Source organism: Pseudomonas sp. lyk4-TYG-107, assembly GCF_030209055.1.
GTDB classification, from domain to species: domain Bacteria; phylum Pseudomonadota; class Gammaproteobacteria; order Pseudomonadales; family Pseudomonadaceae; genus Aquipseudomonas; species Aquipseudomonas putida_A.
Genome location: NZ_JARVST010000006.1, coordinates 46,412 through 71,101, shown reverse-complemented (window position 1 = coordinate 71,101; position 24,690 = coordinate 46,412). Strand labels below are relative to the sequence as shown.

General features: G+C 60.8%; 21 protein-coding genes. 14 read left to right on the top strand and 7 right to left on the bottom strand.

The genetic code is table 11. The features are described 5' to 3' along the window. Positions 1–57: 57 nt before the first annotated feature. On the top strand, positions 58–303 hold the full coding sequence (locus QRN61_RS06090; RefSeq protein WP_285373417.1) for a DUF1127 domain-containing protein: 246 nt from the start codon (positions 58–60) through the stop codon (positions 301–303). A 141-nt stretch (positions 304–444) separates the two neighbouring features. On the opposite strand, the gene QRN61_RS06085 is transcribed toward QRN61_RS06090, so the two are convergent. Then, the gene (locus tag QRN61_RS06085; protein WP_285373416.1) at positions 445–1,755 is read right to left on the bottom strand and encodes an NAD(P)/FAD-dependent oxidoreductase; all 1,311 of its coding nucleotides are present in this window, start codon (positions 1,753–1,755) and stop codon (positions 445–447) included. 147 nt (positions 1,756–1,902) lie between these two features. Here QRN61_RS06085 and QRN61_RS06080 point away from each other — a divergent pair, with 147 nt between their 5' ends. Beyond that, positions 1,903–2,256, top strand: a complete 354-nt coding sequence (locus QRN61_RS06080) for a YkgJ family cysteine cluster protein (RefSeq protein ID WP_027610425.1) — start codon at positions 1,903–1,905, stop codon at positions 2,254–2,256. 110 nt (positions 2,257–2,366) lie between these two features. Here QRN61_RS06080 and QRN61_RS06075 read toward each other — a convergent pair whose 3' ends face one another. Continuing rightward, on the bottom strand, positions 2,367–2,855 hold the full coding sequence (locus QRN61_RS06075; protein ID WP_003177284.1) for an Lrp/AsnC ligand binding domain-containing protein: 489 nt from the start codon (positions 2,853–2,855) through the stop codon (positions 2,367–2,369). Positions 2,856–3,011: 156 nt separating this feature from the next. On the opposite strand from QRN61_RS06075, the gene dadA reads away from it, so the two are divergent. From dadA to QRN61_RS06045, 6 genes are all read left to right on the top strand, one after another. After that, complete coding sequence (gene dadA, locus QRN61_RS06070; protein ID WP_007962383.1) at positions 3,012–4,316, top strand: D-amino acid dehydrogenase; 1,305 nt, start codon at positions 3,012–3,014, stop codon at positions 4,314–4,316. After that, positions 4,288–4,641 carry a RidA family protein gene (locus QRN61_RS06065; protein WP_027610426.1) on the top strand — a complete coding sequence of 118 codons (354 nt, stop codon included), beginning with the start codon at positions 4,288–4,290 and terminating at the stop codon, positions 4,639–4,641. Before dadA ends, QRN61_RS06065 begins: the two co-directional genes overlap by 29 nt. Positions 4,642–4,735: 94 nt before the next feature. Continuing rightward, positions 4,736–5,809 carry an alanine racemase gene (gene alr, locus QRN61_RS06060; protein ID WP_285373415.1) on the top strand — a complete coding sequence of 358 codons (1,074 nt, stop codon included), beginning with the start codon at positions 4,736–4,738 and terminating at the stop codon, positions 5,807–5,809. Positions 5,810–5,897: 88 nt separating this feature from the next. Continuing rightward, entirely contained in the window at positions 5,898–6,446 is a 549-nt protein-coding gene (locus QRN61_RS06055) for a cupin domain-containing protein (RefSeq protein ID WP_007920393.1), read from the top strand. A gap of 182 nt (positions 6,447–6,628) precedes the next feature. Continuing rightward, on the top strand, positions 6,629–7,045 hold the full coding sequence (locus QRN61_RS06050; RefSeq protein ID WP_041071964.1) for a c-type cytochrome: 417 nt from the start codon (positions 6,629–6,631) through the stop codon (positions 7,043–7,045). A gap of 135 nt (positions 7,046–7,180) precedes the next feature. Beyond that, entirely contained in the window at positions 7,181–9,103 is a 1,923-nt protein-coding gene (locus tag QRN61_RS06045) for an acetyl-CoA hydrolase/transferase C-terminal domain-containing protein (protein ID WP_285373414.1), read from the top strand. 128 nt (positions 9,104–9,231) lie between these two features. Here QRN61_RS06045 and QRN61_RS06040 read toward each other — a convergent pair whose 3' ends face one another. Both QRN61_RS06040 and rep read right to left on the bottom strand, forming a co-directional pair. Further along, positions 9,232–9,804: a xanthine phosphoribosyltransferase gene (locus QRN61_RS06040; RefSeq protein ID WP_007962388.1), complete on the bottom strand. Its 573-nt coding sequence runs from the start codon at positions 9,802–9,804 to the stop codon at positions 9,232–9,234. Between the two features lie 55 nt (positions 9,805–9,859). Further along, positions 9,860–11,869: a DNA helicase Rep gene (gene rep, locus QRN61_RS06035; RefSeq protein WP_027610430.1), complete on the bottom strand. Its 2,010-nt coding sequence runs from the start codon at positions 11,867–11,869 to the stop codon at positions 9,860–9,862. Positions 11,870–12,123: 254 nt separating this feature from the next. Between rep and QRN61_RS06030 the strand changes: the two genes are divergently transcribed. Further along, positions 12,124–13,797, top strand: coding sequence for a putative bifunctional diguanylate cyclase/phosphodiesterase (locus QRN61_RS06030; protein WP_097089513.1), 1,674 nt, complete (start codon positions 12,124–12,126; stop codon positions 13,795–13,797). A gap of 126 nt (positions 13,798–13,923) precedes the next feature. Here the strand turns inward: QRN61_RS06030 and QRN61_RS06025 are convergent, their stop codons facing one another. Further along, complete coding sequence (locus tag QRN61_RS06025) at positions 13,924–15,318, bottom strand: NorM family multidrug efflux MATE transporter (protein WP_285373413.1); 1,395 nt, start codon at positions 15,316–15,318, stop codon at positions 13,924–13,926. A gap of 159 nt (positions 15,319–15,477) precedes the next feature. Between QRN61_RS06025 and QRN61_RS06020 the strand changes: the two genes are divergently transcribed. From QRN61_RS06020 to QRN61_RS06010, 3 genes are all read left to right on the top strand, one after another. Beyond that, positions 15,478–16,398 (top strand): LysR substrate-binding domain-containing protein, encoded by a 921-nt coding sequence (locus QRN61_RS06020; protein ID WP_047596753.1) that lies wholly within the window; start codon positions 15,478–15,480, stop codon positions 16,396–16,398. Between the two features lie 181 nt (positions 16,399–16,579). Then, complete coding sequence (locus QRN61_RS06015; protein WP_285373412.1) at positions 16,580–18,556, top strand: methyl-accepting chemotaxis protein; 1,977 nt, start codon at positions 16,580–16,582, stop codon at positions 18,554–18,556. A 219-nt stretch (positions 18,557–18,775) separates the two neighbouring features. Continuing rightward, positions 18,776–19,990: an aldose 1-epimerase family protein gene (locus QRN61_RS06010; RefSeq protein ID WP_150370083.1), complete on the top strand. Its 1,215-nt coding sequence runs from the start codon at positions 18,776–18,778 to the stop codon at positions 19,988–19,990. Here QRN61_RS06010 and QRN61_RS06005 read toward each other — a convergent pair. Together QRN61_RS06005 and QRN61_RS06000 are read right to left on the bottom strand one after the other, a co-directional pair. Next, positions 19,987–21,480 (bottom strand): YifB family Mg chelatase-like AAA ATPase, encoded by a 1,494-nt coding sequence (locus QRN61_RS06005; RefSeq protein WP_097089516.1) that lies wholly within the window; start codon positions 21,478–21,480, stop codon positions 19,987–19,989. The two genes, QRN61_RS06010 and QRN61_RS06005, sit on opposite strands and share 4 nt — an antisense overlap. Positions 21,481–22,243: 763 nt before the next feature. After that, on the bottom strand, positions 22,244–22,504 hold the full coding sequence (locus QRN61_RS06000) for an accessory factor UbiK family protein (protein WP_007920416.1): 261 nt from the start codon (positions 22,502–22,504) through the stop codon (positions 22,244–22,246). Positions 22,505–22,917: 413 nt separating this feature from the next. On the opposite strand from QRN61_RS06000, the gene glnK reads away from it, so the two are divergent. Continuing rightward, positions 22,918–23,256 carry a P-II family nitrogen regulator gene (glnK, locus tag QRN61_RS05995; protein ID WP_002555808.1) on the top strand — a complete coding sequence of 113 codons (339 nt, stop codon included), beginning with the start codon at positions 22,918–22,920 and terminating at the stop codon, positions 23,254–23,256. Between the two features lie 36 nt (positions 23,257–23,292). Further along, entirely contained in the window at positions 23,293–24,630 is a 1,338-nt protein-coding gene (locus QRN61_RS05990; protein ID WP_027610437.1) for an ammonium transporter, read from the top strand. Positions 24,631–24,690 lie beyond the last annotated feature (60 nt).

The window sequence follows — 24,690 nt, the reverse complement described above, 5'->3', positions numbered from 1 at the left end:
TTGCCGACCCGCGCATCATGGAATCTCTGGCTACCCAAGTAAACAGGAGCAACAAAAATGAACGGCTTGAGCGATGTGCGGCTGACGTTACGCAGTCAGGAACTGGCGGCAGGGCAGGAGGACAGTGCATGGAATAGCGCCATGCGTAACGCGCCATCCGGCCTGAGTCGCTGGGGCCTGTTCTGGCATCGTCTGCACACGCGCAAGGCGCTGTTGAATCTGACGCCGGAGCAGCTCAAGGACGTCGGGTTGACCCGGGAGCAGGCGCAGGAGGAGGGGTTGAAGCCGTTCTGGCGGATCTGAAGTCTGTATTTTTCTTGCGGGCCTCATCGCTGGCAAGCCAGCTCCCACAGTATTTTGGTGTTCACAATATTTGTATTCGCCGCAAAAACCTGTGGGAGCTGGCTTGCCAGCGATGGCGGTTTCAAGGACGCAGAGAAAACCTCAGACCAACTCTTTAAGCCGATGCCACAACATCCCCAACGCCAGCAACGGCGAGCGCAAATGCTTGCCGCCGGGGAAGGTGATGTGCGGCACCTTGGCAAACAGATCAAAGCCCCCGCTGTGCTGCCCGCTGATCGCCTCGGCGAGCAGCTTGCCCGCCAGGTGCGTGGCATTCACTCCGTGCCCGGAATAGGCCTGGGCGTAATACACGTTCGGTTGATCATTGAGCCTGCCGATCTGTGGCAGACGGTTGGCGCCGATGCCGATCATGCCGCCCCATTGATAGTCGATTTTCACGCTCGCCAGTTGCGGAAACACTTCGAGCATCTTCGGCTGCATGTAGGCGCCGATGTCCTTCGGGTCGCGCCCGGAATAGTGGCAGGCACCGCCGAACAGCAGGCGCCGATCCGCTGAGAGCCGGTAGTAATCCAGCGCCGCCCGCTGGTCACAGACCGCCATGTTTTGCGGCAGCAGGCTGTGCGCCAGTTCTTCGGACAGCGGTTCGGTCGCAATGATGTAACTGCCGGCGGGCAGTACTTTGCCGCTGAGTTGCGGATTGAGATCGTTGAGGTAAGCGTTGCAGCCCAGCACCAGGGTTTTCGCCCGCACTGAACCTTGAGCGGTGTGGACGCGAACTGCGGGGCCGTAATCGATACGCGTCACCGCCGATTGCTCGAACAGTTGCACGCCCAATTGCTGTGCGGCAGCGGCTTCGCCCAGCGCCAGGTTCAGCGGGTGCAAATGCCCGGAACCCATGTCGATCAAGCCACCGACATAGCGTTTGGAGCCGACTACGGTGTGCATTTCATCCGCTTGCAGCAGGCGGGTTTCGTAGCGATAGCCGAGGCTGCGCAGTTCTTCGGCATCTTCGGCAAAGCCTTCGAGATCGGCCGGTTTGTTGGCGAGATCGCAGTAGCCCCAAGTCAGATCGCACGGGATCTGGAAACGCTCGACGCGCTGGCGGACGATTTCCACCGCTTCCAGGCCCATCAGTTTCATCTGGCGAACGCCGTCAGCGCCGATGACGTTGCTGAACTGATCGAGGCCGTGGCCGACCCCGCGAATCAACTGTCCGCCGTTACGGCCACTGGCACCCCAACCGATGCGGTGCGCTTCCAGCAACACCACACTGAGGCCGCGTTCGGCCAGTTCCAGCGCGGTGTTCAGCCCCGAGAAGCCACCGCCGACCACGCACACGTCTGCGCTCAGCTCGCCTTGCAGCACCGGATACTCGGGCTGCGGCAGACTGCTGGCGGCGTAATAAGAGGCAACGTGGGGTTGGCTCGCGAAGGTTCGGGCGCGGGCATTCATGGGCATCATCCAACGGCTGGGTGTCGAGAAAATTTGACGGAGCATAAGCCGCACGGCCGAAGACGGGCAACACTGGTCGGCCGTTGCTGTGTGGATCTCGGCTTTTGCGGCACAATTGCCGCCTATTTCATGTGGATTACCGTTTCGATGAGTTGCAACCGCCAGACCATTCGCGACCTGCGTCAGCAGATCCCCACGTTCGAGTGCGTGCCAGGCTGCCATGACTGCTGCGGGCCGGTGACCACCTCGCCGGAAGAAATGTCACGCCTGCCGCGCAAGACCCGCGCCGAGCAGGATGCGGCGATGGAAGAACTGAACTGTGTACACCTGGGGCCGAATGGCTGCACGGTGTATGGCGAGCGGCCGCTGATTTGCCGCTTGTTCGGTACCACCAAAACCCTGCCATGCCCGAACGGGCGGGGGCCGGTGGAGTTGATTCATCCGCGGGTTGAAAAGCAGATCTTCGAGTACATGGCGGCGAATCGGCAGGTGTTGGTTTAACGGGTTCACTCGGAACCGAGCTGACGCCTTCGCGAGCAGGCTCGCTCCCACATTTGAAATGCATTCCCCTGTGGGAGCGAGTCTGCTCGCGAATGGAGCGATGCCAATCTTCAGTCCGGAATCGGCAGGCTCAGGCTCTCTTTCACCTCTTCCATCACGATATAGCTTTTGGACTCACGCACATGCGGAAGCTTCAACAGAATGTCGCCGAGCAGCTTGCGGTACGAGGCCATCTCGGAAATCCGCGCCTTCACCAGATAGTCGAAATCCCCTGACACCAAATGGCATTCCAGCACGTGCGGCAGTTTCAGCACCGCGCGGCGGAACTCTTCGAAGGTGTCGCCGGATTTGTAGTCGAGGCTGATCTCGACGAACACCAGCAGGCTACCCTTCAAGTGTTGCGGATTCAGGCGGGCGTTGTAGCCCATGATGATCCCTTCGCGCTCCAGTCGCCGCACCCGCTCGGTACACGGCGTGGTGGACAGACCAACCTTCTCCCCGAGTTCGGTAAACGATATGCGCCCGTCCGCCTGCAGGATCCGCAAAATGTTGCGGTCGATCTTGTCCAGCTCACGTTTGGTCTGAGTGTTGGTACGCATAGGGGATGCGCCTCCGTGAAAAGGGTTTTTGCCGAGAATTGTCGCCAAATATAGGCGCTTATATAGTGAAATGCACTGGCCATTCTTTTTTACACTGCGCGCATCATTGCTCTAACAACAGACGTACGCGGCCCCGCCGCGATGAGGGATACAAAAATGCGCGTAATGGTCTTGGGTAGCGGCGTCATCGGTACCGCCAGTGCTTACTATCTGGCCCGTGCCGGGTTTGAAGTGGTGGTGGTCGACCGGCAGCCAGCCGTGGCCATGGAGACCAGTTTCGCCAACGCCGGCCAGGTGTCGCCGGGTTATGCCTCGCCGTGGGCCGCGCCGGGTGTGCCGCTCAAGGCCATCAAGTGGTTGCTGCAGCGCCACGCGCCGTTGGCGATCAAGGCCACTGCCGACATCGACCAGTACCTGTGGATGGCGCAGATGCTGCGCAACTGCACTGCCAGCCGTTACGCGGTGAACAAGGAGCGCATGGTGCGTCTGTCCGAGTACAGTCGCGACTGCCTCGACGAACTGCGCGCCGAAACCGGCATCGCTTACGAAGGCCGCAGCCTCGGTACCACCCAACTGTTCCGCACTCAGGCGCAGCTCGATGGCGCCGCCAAAGACATCGCCGTGCTGAAAGAATCCGGCGTACCGTTTGAAGTCCTCGACCGCGCCGGCATTGCCCGTGTCGAGCCGGCACTGGCCAATGTCACCGACATCCTCGCCGGTGCTCTGCGTCTGCCGAACGACCAGACCGGCGACTGCCAGATGTTCACCACGCGTCTGGCGGAAATGGCCGTGAAACTCGGTGTGGAGTTCCGCTTCGGCCAGGACATCCAGCGCCTCGACTACGCCGGTGACCGCATCAACGGTGTATGGATCGACGGCAAGCTGGAAACCGCCGACCGCTACGTGCTGGCCCTCGGCAGCTACTCGCCGCAGTTGCTCAAGCCGCTGGGCATCAAGGCGCCGGTGTATCCGCTCAAGGGTTACTCGCTGACCGTGCCGATCACCAACCCGGCCATGGCTCCGACCTCGACCATTCTCGACGAGACCTACAAGGTCGCGATCACCCGTTTCGATAACCGCATCCGCGTCGGCGGCATGGCGGAAATCGCCGGTTTTGACCTGTCGCTGAACCCGCGTCGGCGCGAAACCCTGGAGATGATCGTCAACGACCTTTATCCTCAGGGCGGCAATCTGGCCGAGGCGAGCTTCTGGACCGGTTTGCGTCCGACCACCCCGGACGGTACACCAATCGTGGGTGCCACACCGTTCAAGAACCTGTTCCTCAACACCGGTCACGGCACCCTGGGTTGGACCATGGCGTGCGGTTCCGGTCGTTTGCTGGCCGATCTGATGGCGAAGAAAAAGCCGCAGATCAGCGCCGAAGGCCTCGATATTTCCCGTTACGGCAACAAGCCTCAGGAGTCCGCAAAACATGGCAATCCAGCGCCAGCTCACCAATGAGCGCATGAGTCAGATCGTCACCCACAACGGCACCGTGTATCTGGCCGGGCAGGTCGGCGACGACTTCGACGCCGGAGTCGAACAGCAGACCCGCGAGGTGCTCGCCAACATCGAGCGTTTGCTGGATCTGGCCGGGACTGACAAGCAGCATCTGCTGTCGGCAACGATCTACCTGAATGACATCGAGGCGCACTTTGCCGGGATGAACTCGGTGTGGGATCAGTGGCTGCCCAAAGGCGCCGCGCCGGCCCGGGCCACCGTCGAAGCGAAGATGGCCAAGCCGAGCATCCTGGTCGAGATCTCCATCGTCGCCGCGTTGCCGTAACCGATTCAAAGATCCCTCTCCCGGTGCTGTTGGCGGTTCACGTCGTCAGTCGGCGCCGGTTTTTATTTCCATGACCGCCTAGAAGTCTGCCGCCATGCGTCCTGCCCGTGCCCTGATTGACCTAGAAGCCCTGCGCCACAACTACCGAATTGCCCGCGAAGTCACCGGCGCCAAGGCGCTGGCCGTGATCAAGGCGGATGCCTACGGTCACGGCGCGGTGCGTTGCGCCCAGGCGCTGGAAACCGAGGCCGACGGGTTTGCCGTCGCCTGCATTGAAGAAGCGCTGGAGCTGCGCGCGGCCGGCATCAAGGCCCCGGTGTTGTTGCTCGAAGGCATCTTCGAGGCTGACGAGCTGGCACTGATCGTCGAGCATGATTTCTGGACCGTGGTGCATTCGCTGTGGCAGCTCGAAGCCATCGAGCAGACGGCATTGAGCAAGCCGATCACCGTGTGGCTCAAGCTCGATTCCGGCATGCACCGCGTCGGCCTGCATCCGAAGGATTACGCGGCGGCCTATCAGCGTCTGCTGGCCAGCGGCAAAGTGGCGAAGATCGTGCTGATGAGCCACTTCGCTCGTGCGGATGAACTGCATGAGCAGAGCAGTGCTGATCAGGTCGCGGTGTTCGAAGCGGCGCGTCAGGGCCTCGCCGCCGAAATCAGCCTGCGCAACTCGCCGGCTGTACTTGGTTGGCCGCAGATTCACAGCGACTGGGTACGCCCGGGCATCATGCTCTACGGCGCCACGCCGTTCGAAGAAGCCAACGCCGTGGCCGAGCGTCTGCAGCCAGTGATGACCCTCGAATCGAAAGTCATCTGCGTGCGTGAACTGCCCGCCGGCGAGCCGATCGGCTACGGCGCCAAATTCATCACCGACAAGCCGATGCGCATCGGCGTGGTTGCCATGGGCTATGCCGATGGCTACCCGCGTCATGCCCCGACCGGCACGCCGGTGCTGGTGGCCGGCAAACGCAGCCGCCTGCTTGGCCGCGTATCGATGGACATGCTCTGCATCGACCTCACTGATGTGCCGGAAGCCGACCTCGGTTCGACCGTCGAGCTGTGGGGCAAGAACATCCTCGCCAGCGAAGTGGCGCAGTGGGCGGACACCATTCCGTATCAGATCTTCTGCAACCTGCGTCGCGTGCCAAGGCTCTATTCCGAGGGTTGACGCCGCTGCGGGGGCCAAGTGTTGTAAATACTGAACGCTGTCGCCATGATAACGCTCAATATTCTTACAACATCAGGAGGCTCACGCCTTGGACGTCGGTGAACGACTGCAATCGATCCGCAAGCTCAAAGGGCTTTCCCAGCGTGAACTCGCCAAACGCGCGGGCGTCACCAACAGCACCATTTCGATGATCGAAAAGAACAGCGTCAGCCCTTCGATCAGTTCGCTGAGGAAGGTACTGGGCGGGATTCCCATGTCCATGGTCGAGTTCTTTTCCGAAGAAATCCTGCAGGAAGTGCCGACCCAGATCGTCTACAAGGCCAACGAGCTGATCGACATCTCCGACGGCGCGGTGACCATGAAACTGGTCGGCCGCGCGCACCCGAGCCGGGCCATCGCATTCCTCAACGAAATCTACCCACCCGGCGCCGATACCGGCGAAGAAATGCTCACCCATGAAGGCGAAGAAACCGGGATTCTGGTGGAAGGGCGTCTGGAACTGGTGGTGGGTCTGGAAACTTTTATTCTCGAAGCCGGCGACAGCTACTATTTTGAAAGTACCAAGCCGCACCGTTTCCGTAATCCGTTCGACGCGCCCGCGCGACTAATCAGCGCAGCCACGCCGGCGAATTTTTAAAGACAGAGGTGCCAGGCCATGACGGTGAAGGCATCCGATGAGTTTTTCCACAGCGCGGTATAACCCCTTCGACTATGGGGTTGTTTCAGTGTGGCGGGCTACCCGCTATACTTGCGCCCGCCTGCGAACCGTGGCCGCAGGCGTGAATAGCCACCATTGAGGGTGAACGCGTGAACCTAATTATGAAAATGCTGGCCGCACCAGCAACCGTACTGGCCCTCTGGGCTGTCAGCGCTCAAGCTGCGACGAATGACGACATTGCCAAGCGCCTCGAGCCGGTCGGCCAGGTGTGCGTTCAGGGGCAGGAATGCAAAGGGATGGAAGTCGCTGCCTCCGCTGGCGGCGGTGGTGGGGCGAAGACGCCGGATGAAGTGATTGCAAAACATTGCAACGCTTGTCACGGTACGGGTCTGCTGGGCGCACCGAAAATCGGTGACACCGCCGCCTGGAAAGACCGCGCCGATCACCAGGGCGGCCTTGACGGCATCCTCGCCAAAGCCATCACCGGCATCAACTCCATGCCGCCAAAAGGCACCTGCGCCGATTGCTCGGACGACGAGTTGAAAGGCGCGATCCAGAAGATGTCCGGCCTGAAATAAGCTGCGCTTCTGACGAAAAAAACCGTCTTCGGACGGTTTTTTTGTGCCTGCGATTCACGGCTTTCGCTGTCCTTTGCAGCAAAGTCGAGGCAAGCTCGGTCTACCCCTATTCACGGAACGGGCAGGAGGCTTCAGATGGTGCAGTTGTGTTCGATCGAACAGGCAGTGGACGATGTGCTTGCACGTCTGCCGGCACATATCCATATGGGCATGCCGCTGGGGCTGGGCAAGCCCAATCACTTCGTCAACGCGCTGTACCGGCGGATCAAGGACTTGCCCGAGCGGCAACTGACGATCTATACCGCGCTGTGCCTCGGTCGGCCGACGCTGGGTGACGGTCTGCAGAAGCGCTTCATTGAACCCTTCGTCGAGCGCGTGTTCGGCGACTACCCCGAATTCGATTTCCTCGCCGATCTGCAGCGTGACAGCCTGCCCGCCAATATCCGTATCGAACAGTTCTTCATGCAGCCCGGCAGCCTGCTCAACAGCGCGCCGGCCCAGCAGGATTACGTCAGCAGCAACTACAGCCACGCCGCCCGCGATATCAATGCCGCCGGCCTCAATCTGGTGGCGCAATTGCTCGCCAGCAGCAGCGAGCATCCCGATCGCCTGAGCCTGAGCTGCAACCCGGACATCACCCTCGACCTGTTGCCAATGATCGCCAAACGTCGCGACGCCGGGGAGACCATTTTGCTGGTCGGTCAAGTGCACACCGATCTGCCGTACATGCCCGGCGATGCCGAAGTCGATATCGATACCTTCGACCTGCTGATCGACGCGAAGGACAGCAGCACGCTGTTTTCCACGCCGAACATGCCGGTGGGTTTTCAGGATCATTTCATCGGCCTGCACGCCAGTACGCTGGTGCGCGACGGCGGCACCTTGCAGATCGGCATCGGCTCGATGGGCGATGCACTGACCGCCGCACTGCTTGCGCGGCAGGCAAACAACGCCGGTTACCAAGCCTTGCTCAACGACATCAATCTCAGCCAGTGGGCACAGTTGATCGAGCGCGAGGGCGGTACCGCGCCATTCGCCAAAGGCCTGTATGGCTGCAGCGAAATGTTCGTCAACGGCCTGCTGGTGCTGGCCGATGCGGGGATCATCCGGCGCAAGGTCTACCCCGACGTACAGACGCAGGAGCAGGCCAACGCCGGCACCCTCGATGAGTCGGCGCAGACCGATGGCATCTCGGTGCACGGCGGCTTCTTCCTCGGCCCGCGCAGTTTCTACGAGCGCCTGCGTGAGTTGCCGCAGAGCAAGTGCCTCGAATTCAACATGACCCGCATCAGCTACATCAACGAGCTGTACGGGCAGGAAGAGCTCAAGCGCTTGCAGCGCCTTGATGCGCGATTCATCAACACCGTGTTCACCATGACGCTGTTGGGCGCCGGTGTGGCCGATCAACTGGAAGACGGGCGGGTGCTCAGCGGCGTCGGCGGGCAATACAACTTTGTCGCCCAGGGCCACGCGCTGCACGATGCGCGCTCGATTCTGATCCTGCGCAGCTGGCGCGAGTCCGGCGGCGAGGTCAGCTCGAACATCGTCTGGGAGTACGGCCATTGCACGATTCCACGGCACCTGCGCGACATCGTGGTCACCGAATACGGCATTGCCGATCTGCGAGGCAAGTCCGATGCGGTGGTGATCGAGTCGTTGCTCAATATCAGCGATTCACGCTTCCAACCGGGGTTGATCGAGCAGGCACAGAAGGTTGGCAAACTGCCGAAGGATTTCCGCCTCGATCCGCGCTTTGTCGACAACACCCCGCAACGCTTGCAGGTGATTGCCGCGAAGCATCCGAACCTGTTTCCGGAATATCCGCTGGGCTGTGATTTCACCGCGATCGAGCGCGATCTGCTGCGGGCGCTGAACTGGCTGAAGAGCAAGTTCAAGCTGAGCGAGATTCTGGAGCTGGGCAAGGCTGCGCTGGATGCGCCGGAGGCTTCGACGTTCCCCGAACACCTTGAACGTATGCAACTGACCAACCCGGAAGGCCTGAAAGAAGACCTGTTCCAGCGCCTGCTACTCACCGGCCTGAAGGCCACCGCGCAGTAACCGCCCACCGCAAAACCCACTGTGGGAGCGAGCCTGCTCGCGAAAGCGGTGTATCAGTCAACCAAGATGTCGACTGACCCTAAGCATTCGCGAGCAGGCTCGCTCCCACAGGGGTAATGCGGTGTGGTTTATTCGATGAAGGTAACGACGCCATCCTTCAGCGATTTCACGCGGGCCAGCGATTCAACGCGATAGCCCTGCGAGTCCAGCTCGGCACGCCCACCCTGGAACGACTTCTCGATCACGATGCCCAGACCGGCGACGGTGGCGCCAGCCTGTTTGATGATCGAGATCAGCGCCTGCGAAGCCTTACCGTTGGCCAGGAAGTCGTCGATGATCAGCACGCGGTCGCTGCTGGTCAGGTGACGCGGCGAGATGGCCACGGTGCTTTCGGTCTTCTTGGTGAACGAGTAAACGGTTGCCGACAGCAGGTTTTCGGTCAGGGTCAGGGACTGTTGCTTGCGGGCGAAGATCACCGGCACGCCCAGGTTCAGACCGGTCATGATCGCCGGGGCAATGCCCGAGGCTTCGATGGTGACGATCTTGGTGATGCCCGAATCCTTGAACAGCGTGGCGAATTCGTCGCCGATCAGCTTCATCAGGGCCGGGTCGATCTGGTGGTTCAGGAAGGCGTCGACCTTCAGGACCTGGTCGGAAAGCACGATGCCTTGTTCGCGGATTTTCTGCTGCAATGCTTCCATGAAGCTGTCCTCGTTCAGCGCTTGTGCGCCCTAAGCTTTAAAAAAGTGGTCAATTCTAGCGCTTTAACATCGCGCGTATATCAGCCAATGCGCTATTGCCGCGCACGGCTTTGACTTCGGTCGGTGTGTCGTCGTTGCCTTCCCACGCCAGGTCGTCCGGCGGCAGCTCATCGAGGAAGCGGCTTGGCGCGCAGTCGATGATCTCGCCGTACTGTTTGCGCTTGGCGGCGAAGGTGAACGCCAGGGTTTGACGGGCGCGGGTGATACCCACGTAGGCCAGGCGGCGTTCCTCCTCGATGGTGTCGGCTTCGATGCTGGAGCGGTGCGGGAGGATTTCCTCTTCCATGCCCATGATGAACACGTAAGGGAATTCCAGGCCCTTGGACGCATGCAGGGTCATCATCTGCACGCCTTCGGCGCCATCCTCTTCTTCCTGCTGACGCTCGAGCATGTCGCGCAGGACCAGTTTGCCGATGGCGTCCTCGACGGTCATCTCGCCGTCTTCGTCTTTTTCCAGGGTGTTCTTCAAGGCCTCGATCAGGAACCAGACGTTGCTCATCCGGTAGTCCGCAGCCTTGTCGCTGGAACTGTTGGTGCGCAGCCAGTTCTCGTAGTCGATGTCCATGACCATGCTGCGCAGCGCCGAGATCGGATCTTCGCCGGCGCACTGCTCACGGACCTTGTCCATGAAGCGCTTGAAGCGCGACAGGCGATCGGTGAAGCGGCTGTCCAGATGCTCGCCCAGACCGATTTCGTCGGTGGCGGCGTACATCGAGATCTTGCGTTCGGTGGCGTAGTTGCCGAGTTTTTCCAGGGTGGTCGAGCCGATTTCCCGGCGCGGCACGTTGATCACCCGCAGGAAGGCGTTGTCGTCGTCCGGGTTCACGATCAGGCGGAAGTAGGCCATCAGGTCCTTCACTTCCTGACGGCCAAAGAAGCTGTTGCCGCCGCTCAGGCGGTACGGCACCTGGTGGTGCTGCAACTTCAGTTCGATCAGCTTGGCCTGGTAGTTGCCGCGATAGAGGATCGCGAAATCGCTGTACGGGCGGTCGGTACGCAAGTGCAGGCTGAGGATTTCCATGGCCACGCGCTCGGCTTCGGCGTCCTCGTTGCGGCAGCGGATCACGCGGATCTCGTCACCGTGGCCCATCTCACTCCACAGCTGTTTTTCGAATTCGTGCGGGTTGTTCGAGATCAGCACGTTGGCGCAGCGCAGGATGCGGCTGGTGGAGCGGTAGTTCTGCTCGAGCATCACCACTTTCAGCGACGGGTAGTCATCCTTGAGCAGCATCAGGTTTTCCGGCCGCGCGCCACGCCAGGCATAGATCGACTGGTCGTCGTCGCCCACCACGGTGAACTGGTTACGCTTGCCGATCAGCATCTTCACCAGCAGGTACTGGCTGGCGTTGGTGTCCTGGTATTCGTCGACCAGCAGGTAACGCACTTTGTTCTGCCACTTTTCGAGAATGTCGGCGTGCTCTTCGAAGAGCTTTACCGGCAGCAGGATCAGGTCGTCGAAGTCCACCGCGTTGAACGCCTTGAGCGTGCGCTGGTAGTGGGTGTAGACGATGGCGGCAGTCTGTTCTTTCGGATTGCGCGCGTTTTCCAGCGCCTGGGCCGGCAGGATCAGGTCGTTTTTCCAGGCGCCGATCATGTTCTTGATCTCGTCGACGCCGTCGTCGCCTGCGTATTCCTTCTGCATGATGTCGGTCATCAGGGCTTTGACGTCGGTCTCGTCGAAGATCGAGAAACCGGGTTTGTAGCCCAGCCGCGCATGCTCCTTGCGGATGATGTTCAGGCCCAGGTTGTGGAAGGTGCAGACCGTCAGGCCGCGACCTTCGCCGGCACGCAGCAGGGTGCCGACCCGCTCCTTCATCTCGCGCGCGGCCTTGTTGGTAAAGGTCATGGCGACGATGTACTGGGCGCGGATGCCGCAGTTCTGGATCAGGTGCGCGATCTTGCGGGTAATCACGCTGGTCTTGCCGGAGCCAGCGCCGGCGAGCACCAATAGAGGGCCGCCGACGTAGTTCACGGCTTCTTGCTGCCGGGGATTGAGTCGGGACATACGAAAATTCGGGAGTCGTTGACGAAATGGGCCGGCATTTTAACAGGCTCAGCGATTTGTGCTGCTCTGTCCGACTTGTGACGTACCACGCGATTCAAATTTGCCGGTTTTGTTACTTTCGCGGAGGATACACGGTGATTTTGCGGCTAATGTTCTCATTCGTGACACAAAATAACGTTCTGATAATCGTTGTCATTGAACATCGCAACGGCATAATGCCCCGCCCACATCATTGCAGAGTCTAGGGAGCTAGCTTGTCTACGCCTGTCGAACCCTTGCGTTTGCTGCTACTGGCCGAAGAGCCAGCGTGGACAGCGTTATTGCGCGAGTGTCTGGCTCCGATGGGGAGCGCGGCGGTGCTGATCAGTGCGCCGAGCTGGGAGTCGGTCAGCAGTCTGTTCGAAGACAATCGTCACGCGGTGTTGTTGACCGTTCCCGCGTTGCAGCCGGCCCCGGGCCGTTGCAGCCTGCCGACGGTGTTGCTGCTGGATCACGAGCCGGTCACCGCGCCGGTTGGTGTCAGCGACTGGCTGGTGTTCGACGCCCTCGACGCCGGCATGCTGCGCCGTTGTCTGCGCCATGTGCGTGAACGCGGCGTCCTCGAAAACACCCTGCAACGCCTGGCCGAACAGGATCCTCTGACCGGCATCGCCAACCGCCAGGGCTTCCAGACCCTGCTCGCGGCGCGCCTGGCGGAAAACGACGGCCGTGGTCTGGCCCTCGGGCATCTCGATCTCGACAACTTCCGTCACGCCAACGACGCCCTCGGTCATCAGGCCGGCGATCGCTTGATCCTGCAAGTCGTCGCGCGGCTGAAAAGTCAGCTTGAGGCCGGGGATCAACTGGCGCGGCTGGGCAGCGACGAGTTTGCCTTGCTGATCGACACCCGCCGCGCGCCGCAACGCGCCGAGTGGATGGCCGAACGCATTACCGAAGCCCTCGCCGAACCGTATTGGGTCGATGGCGAAAGCCTGTTGATCGGCTCCAGCCTGGGCATCGCCCATGCCCGTGCACAGGGTGGTGCCGACCCGCTGATGTGGCACGCGCACATCGCCATGCAGCAGGCCAAGAGCACCCAGGGCTGCACGTTCCATATTTTCAACGAACGCATCAACCGCAACGCGCGGAGCATGGCCGACCTCGAAAGCGAACTGCGCCGGGCCTTGCGTCGTGATGAGCTGGAGTTGCACTACCAGCCACGCCTGAATCTGGCGGACGGACAAATCGTCGGCCTTGAAGCGCTGGTGCGCTGGCGTCATGGCGAGCGTGGTCTGCTGCCGCCGAGCGAATTCGTGCCGCTGGCTGAACAAAGCGGTTTGATCGTGCCGCTGGGTTACTGGGTGATTTCCCGCGCCCTGCGTGACATGCAGGCGCTGCGCGAACGCGGGCTGCCGGCGCTGCACATGGCAATCAACCTGTCGTTCCGCCAGTTCCAGGACAGTCAGTTGCTGCCGACGCTCAGTCGGCTGATTGCCGAGCGTGGGGTCGAGGCGCAGTGGCTGGAATTCGAACTCACCGAAACCGCGGTGATGCGCCGCAGCGATCTGGTCAAACAGACCATGGACGCCCTCGGCCGCCTCGGTGTGCGTTTCTCGCTGGATGACTTCGGCACCGGGTTCTCGTCATTCGTGCACCTCAACAGCCTGCCGATCACCTTGCTGAAGATCGACAAAAGCTTTGTCGGCGGCATGGAGCAGCGCGAAGAGAACCGCAAACTGGTGCACGCGATGATCAACCTCGCGCATAACCTGCATCTGGAAGTGGTGGCCGAGGGGGTGGAAACCCCTGAGCAACTGGAGTTATTGCGCGGGTTTGGCTGTGATCAGGTGCAGGGTTATCTGATCAGCCGGCCGTTGCCGTTGGCAGAGCTGGTTGAATACCTGACCTTCGGCTCTAGCCAGCAGCCAGCCCTCGAAATCGTCAGTTGAACGCAATCTCCGGGTTAGGCATGAATCCCTGTGGGAGCGGGCTTGCTCGCGAAAGCGGTGTGTCAGCAAAGATAATTTGACTGACCGATCGCATTCGCGAGCAGGCTCGCTCCCACAAGGTGAAACTCACTCAGGTTGAGGGATGTTGAAGCCCCGAGATTGCGGTTCGCGCTGAATCATCCGCTTCATCTTCCATTCAAACGCCAGGGTCAGGCTCACCGCCGCGCAGGCCAGGCCCAGCGCCAGACCCCACCAGACTCCCGTCGGCCCCCAGTTCAGGTGGAACGCCATCCACCACGCCGCCGGCGCGCCAATCAACCAATAACAAGCAAGGCCGACCAGAAACGTGGTTTTCGCATCCTTGAGCCCACGGATGCAGCCCATGGCGATGGTCTGCGTGCCGTCAAACAATTCGAACCATGCCGCCACGGCCAACAGGCTCACCGCCAGACGAATCACTTCGGCAAAGGCCGGATCGTTGTGATCAAGGAACAACCCGACCAACTGATTCGGCAACAGCCAGAACACCATGGCGAAACCCAGCATCACCACTGCACCGAAAACGATGCCGACCCGGCCGGACATCCGTGCGTCGCTCAGTTGCCCGGCGCCGTAGTGCTGGCCGACGCGCATGGTGATCGCGTAGGACATCCCCGCCGGCACCATGAACGCCACCGAAACGATCTGCAGGGCGATCTGGTGTGCGCCGAGTTGCGTGCTGCCCATGGTGCCCATGCACAGCGCCGCGAATGCAAACAGGCCGACTTCCACCGCGTAGGTACCGCCAATCGGCAGGCCGAGGCGCCACAGTTCTTTCAGGTACTGACGATTTGGTCGTGACAGGCCGGCGCGCAATTGGTAGGCGTCGTAGGCCGGGTGCCGGCGAATGTGCCAGGCGAGGGCCAGCGCCATGCAGTTGGCAACGATTGCCGTGACCAGGCCGATGCCGGTCAACCCCAGTTTCGGCAGCCCGAACATGCCGGTAATCAATGCGTAATTGAGCAGGAAGTTGGCCACAGTGCCGCCGAGGCTGATGACCATCACCGGGGTCGCTCGGCCGATTGCACTGGTAAAGCCGCGCAGGGCCATGAAGCTCAGATAGCCGGGCAGGGCGAAGGGCAGAGCGATCAAAAATTGTCCAGCGGCGTTGACGTTGGTTTCGGTCTGGCCGAACAGCAGCAACACCGGTTTCAGATTCCACAACAGCAGCCCGGCGCCCAGCGCCATCAGCCACGCCAGCCACAACCCGGCCTGCGTCAGGCGGGCCGCGCCGATGATGTCGCCGGCACCCTGACGGATCGCCACCAGCGTGCCGACCGCTGCAATCACACCGATGCAGAAAATCGACACGAATGAATAACTCGCTGCCCCCAGTCCGCCGCCGGCCAGGGCTTCGGGGCTGAGGCGCGCCATCATCAGGGTGTCGGTCAGCACCATCAACATGTGCGCCAACTGCGAAGCAATCAACGGCCCCGCCAGCCGCAGGATGGCCCAGAGTTCGGTACGCACAGGATGCTGCATGGTCATCACCACCCATTAATCAGAGGGAACAAGAGACCGTCGATTCTCGGCGCTTGGCAGGGTTTGCACAAAAGGATAAAAAGGATGGGTGGCATGATTAAAACTCATCATGAGTAAACCTCGCCGGGGTGGCCGGATGCCGCTAAAGGAGCTTTGTGTATGTCCCGTCGTCTTCCACCCTTGTATGCCCTGCGCGCATTCGAAGCGGCGGCGCGGCACAGTTCGTTCACCCGGGCGGCCGAGGAATTGTCGATCACCCAGAGTGCAGTCAGCCGGCACATCAAGACGCTGGAGGAACACTTTGCCTGCAAGCTGTTTCACCGCAGCGGACGCAACCTGCAACTCACCGAGTCGGCGCGGCTGCTGTTGCCCGGCATTCGCGATGGTTTTGCGGCGCTGGAGCGCGCCTGCAACACCTTGCGCGCCGAAGACGACATCCTGCGCATGAAAGCGCCCTCAACCCTGACCATGCGCTGGCTGCTGGCGCGACTCAGCCGCTTTCGCCATCTACAACCGGGCAACGAGGTACAGCTGACCAGTGCGTGGATGGACGTGGATTCGGTGGACTTCAACAACGAACCCTTCGACTGCGCCGTGCTGCTCAGTGACGGGCATTTTCCGCCGGACTGGGAAGCCAGCCTGCTGTTTCCCGAAGAGCTGATTCCTGTCGGCGCGCCGAACCTGCTGAATGACCAGCCGTGGGATGTCGCACGCCTGGCCTCCACCGAACTGCTGCACCCGACCCCGGATCGGCGCGACTGGCGCAGTTGGCTGGAGCACATGGGCCTGTCCGATCAGGTGTCGCTCAAGGGTGGGCAGGTGTTCGATACCCTCGAACTGGGGATGATCGCTGCAGCGCGCGGTTACGGTGTGTCGATGGGTGACTTGCTGATGGTCGCCGAAGATGTGGCGCAAGGAAGACTGAGCCTGCCATGGCCGACCGCGGTCGCCAGCGGATTGAATTATTACCTGGTATGGCCAAAAACCCGTCCGGGAGGTGAACGTTTGCGCCGTCTCAGCGACTTCCTGCAAGGCGAAGTGCGAGCCATGGCGTTGCCGGTGGTCAAGCGCTTGAGCTGAAACGTTAGAGCCGCCACAATGCCGGCCTTGTGCCATAACCCTGCTGTTCGCTCAAGTATTCGGCTTTACCGCCGAATACGTGCATGTGGAACCGCCGTGCAGGTATCCACGATTCACCCCCATTAGAAAATTATCCGAGCTGCGATCAAGGAGGATCGGCAAGTTCGGCCAGGAGCTGTCCATGTCTCAACCTCGCGCTCGGATCGCCTCGCAGCTGGGCCTCGCGCTCGCTGTGATACTGGCGATCGTCATCAGCGGCAGTACGGTGTTCGCCCTGCGTTCGCTGGATTCCGCCAACCTCGCCACCCGTGAAGAGCACCTCGCCAGTGAAGCGCGGCTGCTGGCCGACCAGTTGAGCACTTTCCACGGCACGCTGCGTGAAAGCACCCAGCGCCTGAGCGGGCTGTTCGAGAAGCGCTTCAGCGCCGGTCTGAGCATTCACCCGGATGCACCGGTGGCGGTGGCCGGTACCCAGACCCCGGGCCTGCACCTGGGCAGCGAAGTGCTGAACAACAACTTCAAGGAAGTCGACGAGTTCAAGCAAATGACCGCTGGGGTTGCCACGCTGTTCGTGCGTAGCGGCGAAGACTTTGTCCGCGTAAGCACCTCGCTGACCAAACAGGACGGCACGCGCGCTATCGGCACTCTGCTTGATCACGCACACCCGGCCTACGCGAAGTTGATGGCGGGTCAGGGTTACGTCGGCCGCGCGCTGCTGTTCGATCGTTCCTACATGACCCAATACACCCCGGTGCGCGATGGCAGCGGCAAAGTGATTGCGGTGTTGTTCGTTGGTTTTGATTACACCGATGCGCAGAACGCCCAGTTCGACAACCTCAAGCGCTTCCGCATCGGCCAGACCGGTTCGCTGGCGCTGCTGGATGAGCAGAACAAATGGTTGGTGGCCCCGGCGGGCGTCCAGGCATTGGATCAGGCGGTTACGGTGATTGGCGCTCTGGCCAAGACCGCTGGCAAAGGTCAGTTCTGGGGCGACAAGAACGAAGATTTCTACAGTGTTTCGGTACCGTTCGACGGTGGGCCGTGGGCGGTAGTGGCGAGCATGCCGAAAGCCGAGATTCGCGCGGTGACCTGGAGCGTCGGCACGCAACTGGCCATCGGCAGCCTGCTGGCGATGCTGTTGGCGGTGGGTTCGGTGGTGTGGTTGCTGCGCAGCAAACTGGCGCCGCTGAGTGATCTGGTGCGTCAGGCCGAAGCGCTGGGCGCAGGTGATCTGAGCGTGCGCCTGAACGTGTCGAGCAACGACGAGATCGGACAGTTGTCCCGTGCGTTCAACCAGATGAGCCAGGCGCTGTCGACGATGGTCGAACACATCCGCCGCTCCTCGGAAGAGGTCAACAGCCGCGCCCAGGCGCTGTCCGGTTTGTCCGGCGGTGCGTACGAAGGCATGGAGCAGCAGTCCGGCGAAATCACCAGCATGGCCGGCGCAGTTGAAGAGTTCAGCGCCACCTCGCTGAACATTGCCGACAACATGGGTGCCACCCAGCGTTTGGCCCAGGAAAACGCTCAGCAGACGCAGATCGGTCGTACTTCCATGGACGAAGCGTCTTCCTCGCTGGAGCAAATCGCTGGCGCGTTGAACACCACGGCTACCGTGATCAACACCCTTGGCCAGCGTTCCCAGGAAATCGGCGGCATTGTCAGTGTGATCACCTCGATTGCCGAACAGACCAACCTGCTGGCGCTCAACGCGGCCATTGAAGCGGCCCGTGCCGGTGAACAGGGCCGTGGTTTTGCCGTGGTCGCCGATGAGGTGCGTAACCTGGCGTCGCGCACCCGTCAGGCCACTGATGAAATCTCCGGGATGATTCACAGCATCCAGCAGGAAACCGGCAACGCCATCAGCACCATGGAGCAGGGCAATCTGCTGATGCAGGAAGGCCTGTCGCGCAACGCCAACGTGGCGTCGGCGCTGGCGCGGATCGATGAGCAGAGCCGTTCGGCAGGGCAGCAGTTCGCCGCGATTACCACCGCGACCCAGGAGCAGAGCAGCACGGCTACTTTGCTCAGCAGTAACCTGCAGAGCATTGCGCTGGCCAACAGTGAGCAGCGTGAGGTGGTGTCGAACCTCGCGGTCACCGCCAAAGAGCTTGAAAAGCTGGCGGCGGATCTGCGTTCCGAGGTTGATCGCTTCCGTTGATACAGCCTTGATATAGCTTTCGCGAGCAAGCTCGCTCTCACAGTTTCCGGGGTAGCTCATAAATCGTTTGAGCACCCGAATACTCTGTGGGAGCGAGCCTGCTCGCGAATGCAACGCCGCCGATCCATGGCAAATCATCCTATATGTCTCTCATCTTTTCTTGCTGAAACGTTTCCGCAGCGCTATAAAAATGGCACAACTCCAATAAAGGCTGCTGCCATGACCCCGTTCAAACTCGCCGTTGCATTCGGCGCACTCTCTGCTGCTTCCCACGCCATGGCCTGGGATTACGTACTCCTCGATACCAACAAGCCCGCGCAAAACTGGAGCATTACCAGTGAGCAGCTCGGGTTGAAAACCGACAAGCCTTTCTCCGTCAGCCTGCGCACCTTGCACGGCGGGCGACAGGAAGGTGTCAGCATCGTCGATATCGATAACGGCACGATGAAACTCTCGGTGGTGCCGACCCGTGGCATGAATGTCCTGCAGGCGTCTGTCGGCAACGTGCGCATGGGTTGGGATTCGCCGGTCAAGGAAGTGGTCAACCCGGCCTTCATCGAACTCAATGGACGCGGTGGCCTGGGCTGGCTGGAAGGCTTCAATGAGTTGGTGACCCGCTGCGGTTACGAATGGGTCGGCCATCCCGGTATGGACAATGGCGAGTTGCTGACCCTGCACGGCCGCGCCGCGAACATTCCGGCCAGCACTGTCACGCTGCACATCGATGAAAAACCACCCTACGCCATCAGTCTGCGCGGTGAACTGAAGGAACAGGCGTTCAAGAAAGTCGACTTCTCGGTCGTCACTGAGCTGGTCACCGAGCCGGGCAGCGTGCGCTTTGCCCTCAACGATACGCTGACCAACAACGGTGATTATCCGAAGGAATACCAGGCGCTGTATCACAGTAACTTCAGTACACCGTTCCTTGAGCAGGGCGCGCGGTTCGCGGCGCCGGTGAAACAGGTCTCGCCATTCAACGACAAGGCCAAAGCCGAGTTGGCGGACTGGCAGATTTATCGCGGTCCAACCAAGGACTACGATGAAACCGTCTATAACGTCGTGCCCTACGCCGACGCCAAAGGCGAAACCCTGACTGTTTTGCACAACAAGGCTGGCAGCCTCGGTGTCTCTGTTGGCTTCAATACTCAACAGCTGCCAGTGTTTTCCCTGTGGAAAAACACCGACACCCAAGGGCAGGGCTATGTCACGGGCCTTGAGCCAGGCACCAGCTTTTCCTACAACCGCCGCTATCAGCGTCCGCTGAATCTGGTGCCGACCATTGCGCCAAAGGCCAGCCAACAGTTTCAGATCAGCTACAGCCTGCTGGCAGAAAAAGGCGCTGTGGATAACGCGCTGAAGCGCGTGAGCGAAATCCAGGCCGGGCGTGAAACCGAAGTGCGACAGGCGCCGCTGGTGGATCTGACCGAGCATTAAGGCGTCGCCGGGCGGTATTGCAGCGCTTCGGCCAGATGCTCACGGCTGATTGCATCGACTTGCTCAAGGTCTGCCAGGGTTCTGGCGACCTTGAGCAAACGATGGGCTGAGCGCAGTGACAAGGTCAGCCGTTCGCAGGCTGACTCCAGCCATTTCTCATCGGCTGTGGATAACTGGCAGTGCCGCTTCAGGCCTGGCAGATCGAGGAACGCATTGGCACAACGCTGACGCTTTTGCTGGCGTTCGCGTGCCTCGGCCACCACGGCTGCCGCACTGGCGCTGTCCTCGCCTGGCTTCACTGCCGGATTCAACGCCGTCGCTTCCCGCGCCACCGTCAGGTGCAGATCGATCCGATCCAGCAACGGCCCCGATAGCTTGTTGCGGTAGCGCTGCACCATGTCCGGTGTACACGAGCACTTGCCGCTCGGCTCGCCAAGATATCCACAAGGGCACGGATTCATTGCCGCCACCAACTGGAAACGCGCGGGAAAGCGTACGCGATCCTTGGCTCGGGCAATCACGATATGCCCGGATTCCAGCGGCTCGCGCAGCACCTCCAGTACCTTGCGATCGAACTCCGGCAGCTCATCGAGAAACAGTACGCCGTGGTGGGCGAGGGTGATCTCGCCGGGTTGCGGTTTCGAGCTGCCACCGACCAGTGCCGGCCCGGAGGCCGAGTGGTGCGGCTGGCGAAAGGGCCGTTGTGGCCAATGGGTCAGTGGCACGCCGCTGGCGACCGATTGAATCGCCGCCACTTCCAGCGCCTCGCATTCGGAGAGTGGCGGCAGCAGGCCCGGCAAGCGACTCGCCAACAAGGTCTTGCCCGTTCCCGGCGGCCCACTGAACAACAGGTTATGCGCGCCCGCCGCCGCAATCAGCAGCGCCCGTTTCGCGGCCATCTGTCCTTGCACCTCATTGAGGTCGGGATAAGGTTTCGCCGCATGGATCAGCCCGTCCGAGACATAAGGCTCGACCGGCGTATGCCCGTTGAAATGCGCCACTGCCTCCAGCAGATGATCCACCGCAAACACCTTCAAACCCGAAGCAAGGCACGCTTCCTCGGCATTCGCCCGCGGCACCACCAGTGCCCGCCCGGCCTTGCGCGCCGCCAGTGCCGCCGGCAACACCCCGCGTACCGGCCGCACAGCGCCGGACAACGCCAGTTCACCAAGGCATTCCACCTCATCCAGCGTCAGACACGGCACCTGCACACTCGCCGACAGAATCCCTAGGGCAATCGCCAGATCAAAGCGCCCGCCATCCTTGGGCAAGTCCGCCGGCGCCAGATTCAAGGTGATCCGCCGCGCCGGAAACTGCAGCCCGGAATTGATGATCGCGCTGCGCACCCGGTCCTTGCTCTCCTTCACCGCCGCCTCGGGCAGGCCGACCATGGTCAGCGAAGGCAGACCGTTGGCCAGATGGACTTCGACGGTGACGGCGGGAGCATCCACGCCTATCTGGGCGCGACTGTGGACGATGGAGAGGGACATGGTCGTTCCTTGAGCTGAATCGGGAGCCGCTTCCTGCGGGTTTTTTAAGGGTAGTTGGGGAAGGGCGATCAGGCGGGGCGAACTTTCACTGGATGTTGCGGGAAAGTGGTCAACCAATCTCGAGGCGAAAAAAAACCGCCTTGAGGAGACGGTTTTCAGTTTGCAGGCTTCGGTGAGGCCAAGGCCTGCGTATCCTTTTGCGGACACACTCACGTGAAATCAGGTTATGCATGTTTGCTCATTGGCGCAAGTATCAAAAGGGCTTGAACGGGTGCAACGGTAATGTTGTCAGCACTTGCCTAACGACTTGATACAAGTTGTTTAAATCGCTTTCTAAGGGCTGTCATAAAGTCCGCAATGACGATGCCCACTCATGGGGTATTCGCGAAGTGTGGCCGGGAGCGCAAAGACTTCATGTTCCTCGACACGGTGTGAGACCCGTGCCGGTGCTTTTTTTGGGGGACTCACACCCGGCCGCCTTGGCGGACACACTCACGTGTAGTCCCGAAGGTGTTCGTACGCCGGAAAGTGCATCGGAGGTTTGGCCCCACGCAAGGAGGGCCAAAGTATGTCTAAGTTTCTTAAACATATGTGGCGCCTCGTCAGAATCGCGTTATGGGCTTTTCGCCTGTACGAGTTTCTGCGAGACCGTTGGAATAATTCGTTGTAGAGGATTGATCTGACGGAAACCGCTCCTGCCTAGGCAGGAGCGGTTTAATTTCTTTCGCAAACTTCAAGGCACTTTGGCTCAGGGTCTGCAGACTTACTCGGCCGGCGGCGTCAGCTTGGCTTCCATCTCGGCGACTTTGGCCTCAAGGCTTTCGAGGCGAGCACGGGTACGCGCCAATACAACCATCTGACTATCAAACTCTTCACGGCTCACCAAATCGAGTTTGCTGAACGCACTCTGCAGCAGCATCTTGAACTGGCTTTCGATTTCGGCTTTCGGCAGCGGGGTGTCGCCGCTGAACAGGCGGGAGGCGGTGCCGCTCAGGGCGTCGAGGAAGTCTTTGGGCGCGAGCATGGAATGTGTCCTGTAAACAGTGGCGGGCAGTGTATCACGCAGTGTCTATAGTCATTGACGCAGGCACGGATGCACGCTTTTCGCGCAAGCGGACGGACGGCAACGCACCGTTGTTGTGCGTAACCGTCGGGGCTTTTTTGCGCGGGCGCCTGCGGCAGCGGCCAAGGGCTTGAAATCAGGGGAATTTGGCGAGATGGCAAGCTTTCTGCTTAGTCGGTAGTGACCCATGCACTGATGCAGTCGCTGTGACGAATGCAGTGCGGCAGGCGGGACGGGGAGTTTCGCCGGCAGCGGTTAGCTGGCGTCAGTCGGGCAGGTAAGGCCGACGATGCGTTACAAAGCCAGGCACTGCGCTTAGACTTGAGTCGGGTTTGTTTTCCTGGGGCAAGTCCACCAATTCGGGAGAGAGTTTCATGAAGCTAGTCACTGCCATCATCAAGCCGTTCAAGTTGGACGACGTGCGCGAGTCGCTGTCCGAAATCGGCGTGCAGGGCATTACCGTTACTGAAGTCAAAGGCTTCGGCCGGCAGAAGGGTCACACCGAGCTGTATCGCGGCGCGGAGTATGTGGTCGATTTTCTGCCCAAGGTGAAAATCGACGTGGCCATCGACGACAAGGATCTGGATCGGGTTATCGAGGCGATAACCAAAGCGGCCAACACCGGCAAGATCGGTGACGGCAAGATCTTCGTGGTCAATCTGGAACAGGCGATCCGTATCCGTACCGGCGAAACCGATACCGACGCGATTTAAGCCGCCACAAACCCCAACGCCCCAGGAGAAAACAATATGACTCTGCGTAAATTCGCAGGGCTAGGAGCCCTGTTGTCCATCGTAATGCCCGGCCTTGCAATGGCGGCAGACGAAGTGGCGGCCCCGGTCCTCAATTCCGGCGACACCGCCTGGATGCTCACCTCGACAGCCCTCGTGCTGTTCATGACCATCCCGGGCCTGGCGCTGTTTTACGGCGGCATGGTTCGCTCGAAAAACATTCTTTCCGTGATGATGCAGTGCTTCGCCATTACCGGTCTGATCAGCATCCTGTGGGTCATTTATGGCTACAGCATTGCGTTCGACACCACCGGCATGGAGCAGGGCGTCGTCAACTTCAACTCGTTCTTCGGCGGCATGGGCAAGGCGTTCCTCGCCGGTGTCACGCCTTCGAGCCTGACCGGCCCTGCGGCGCTGTTCCCCGAGGCGGTGTTCATCACCTTCCAGATGACCTTCGCGATCATCACCCCGGCGCTGATTGTCGGTGCATTCGCCGAGCGGATGAAATTCTCCGCGATGCTGATTTTCATGGGCATCTGGTTCACCCTCGTCTATGCACCGATCGCGCACATGGTCTGGTCCGGTAACGGCGGCCTGATGTGGGACTGGGGCGTACTCGACTTCGCGGGCGGCACAGTGGTGCACATCAACGCCGGTGTGGCCGGTCTGATTGCCTGCCTGGTATTGGGCAAGCGCAAAGGTTTCCCGACCACCCCGATGGCACCGCACAACCTCGGTTACACCCTGATGGGTGCAGCGATGTTGTGGGTTGGCTGGTTCGGCTTCAACGCCGGTTCCGCCGCAGCCGCCAACGGCACCGCCGGCATGGCGATGCTGGTCACTCAGATTGCTACCGCTGCGGCTGCACTGGGCTGGATGTTTGCCGAGTGGATCACCCACGGCAAGCCAAGTGCACTGGGCATCGCCTCGGGTGTGGTTGCCGGTCTGGTGGCAATCACTCCGGCGGCCGGCACTGTGGGCCCGATGGGTGCACTGGTGATCGGTCTGGCGGCAGGTGTGGTGTGCTTCTTCTGCGCCACCACGCTGAAACGCAAACTCGGCTATGACGACTCTCTGGACGCGTTCGGCGTACACGGTATCGGCGGTATCCTCGGTGCGATCCTCACCGGTGTGTTCGCTGCACCGTCGCTGGGTGGCTTCGGCACCGTCACCGACATCGCCGCTCAAGTGTGGATTCAGTGCAAAGGTGTCGGCTTCACGGTGATCTACACCGCGATCGTCACCTTCATCATCCTCAAGGTCCTGGACGCCGTGATGGGGCTGCGCGTGACTGAGGAAGAAGAGTCGGTGGGTCTGGATCTGGCACAACACAACGAACGCGGCTACAACCTGTAAGTACGCGCATTAAAAAACTTGCCCGGTTCGCCGGGCATTTTTTTGTCTGGAATTTGTCAT